The 1021-nt window shown below is 63.3% G+C and carries 2 protein-coding genes; both read right to left on the minus strand.

Translation table 11 applies throughout. From position 1 onward, the window contains the following. Nucleotides 1-300: IS630 family transposase (locus VE128_00055; GenBank protein ID HZD83949.1), on the minus strand; the 300-nt coding region annotated here is incomplete at its 3' end. Beyond that, a complete protein-coding gene (locus tag VE128_00060) occupies nt 297-791 on the minus strand; it encodes a helix-turn-helix domain-containing protein (protein ID HZD83950.1) in 495 nt (164 codons plus the stop codon). The genes VE128_00055 and VE128_00060, both read right to left, overlap by 4 nt. Nucleotides 792-1021 lie beyond the last annotated feature (230 nt).

The raw sequence follows: 1021 nt of genomic DNA on the forward strand, positions 1-1021 counted from the left end.
CCTGAGCACGTGGGCATAATCGATGGCGGTGTGGCGGTCGGTGACCTTGACATGCCGCCAGCCTTCCAGCGGCGCGAACACCATGAACAGATTGGCGACGCCATTGCGTTCGTATTCGTAATCGTGACGCGCTGGTTGTCCAGGTTTGGCGGGGATCGGCGCGCGCGTGTCGATGATCAGCTGCTTCGAGGTTTCGTCGAGGCACACGAGCGGGCGCTGCGGATCGTGCGGTCGCTGATAGACTTCCAGGACGTCTTCCATGGTGGCGACAAACGCCGCGTTGGCGTCGGGCGGAATCACCCATTGCTGCTTGCGATGCGGCTTGAGAATGTTTTTTTTAGCGTCCGCCCGATCGTGTTGTCGCTGGCGCGCTCGACAATGTGCAGTTCGACAACCTTCTCCTCGAGCAGACGCAGGCTCCATCTGGCAAAGCCTTCCGGGACCGGAGAGAGCGTCAGCGCGATCAGTTTTGCTTCCGCCGCGCCGTCGAAAATCCGCCGCCGGGCGGAGTTCGAGTTGTATTTGCGGGCCAACACCGCCTCGAACCCTTCCTCGACCAGCTGGCGCCTGGTCCGCTCGACAGTGGCGATGCTGGTGTCCAGCGCCGCGGCGATCCGGCTGTCGCTCCAGCCTTCGCCCGCATCCGATATGTCCGCCTTCAACAGGATGCGCGCCTTCGTCAGCAGCTGGGCGGAACGCTTGCCTTTGCGAATCAACTCGTTGAGTCGATCGCGTTCCTCCGCGTCGAGCCTGACCACGTATTTCTTGACGGCAATCTCTTTCCCGGCCACGAATCACCTCCATCGCTGCCTTGCCGCGACAGAGATTCAGAAATTCCCGTCATGATCAATGACGGGGGCGACTAGGCTCGAACCCCGTTCGCCCTTCTCCTGTGGCGACGGCGACGGCGGCGCTCCCCAGCGCGCGCCCATCGCTTTGCAGTTGTTTGCCCCGTCCACACCGGAATGCCGAGCCGCACCGCCAGCACGCGGCCGATCAGGCGGCGGCTCACACGCCCGGT

This window comes from Candidatus Angelobacter sp., assembly GCA_035643775.1.
Taxonomy (GTDB): domain Bacteria; phylum Bacteroidota; class Bacteroidia; order Flavobacteriales; family Blattabacteriaceae; genus DASQPV01.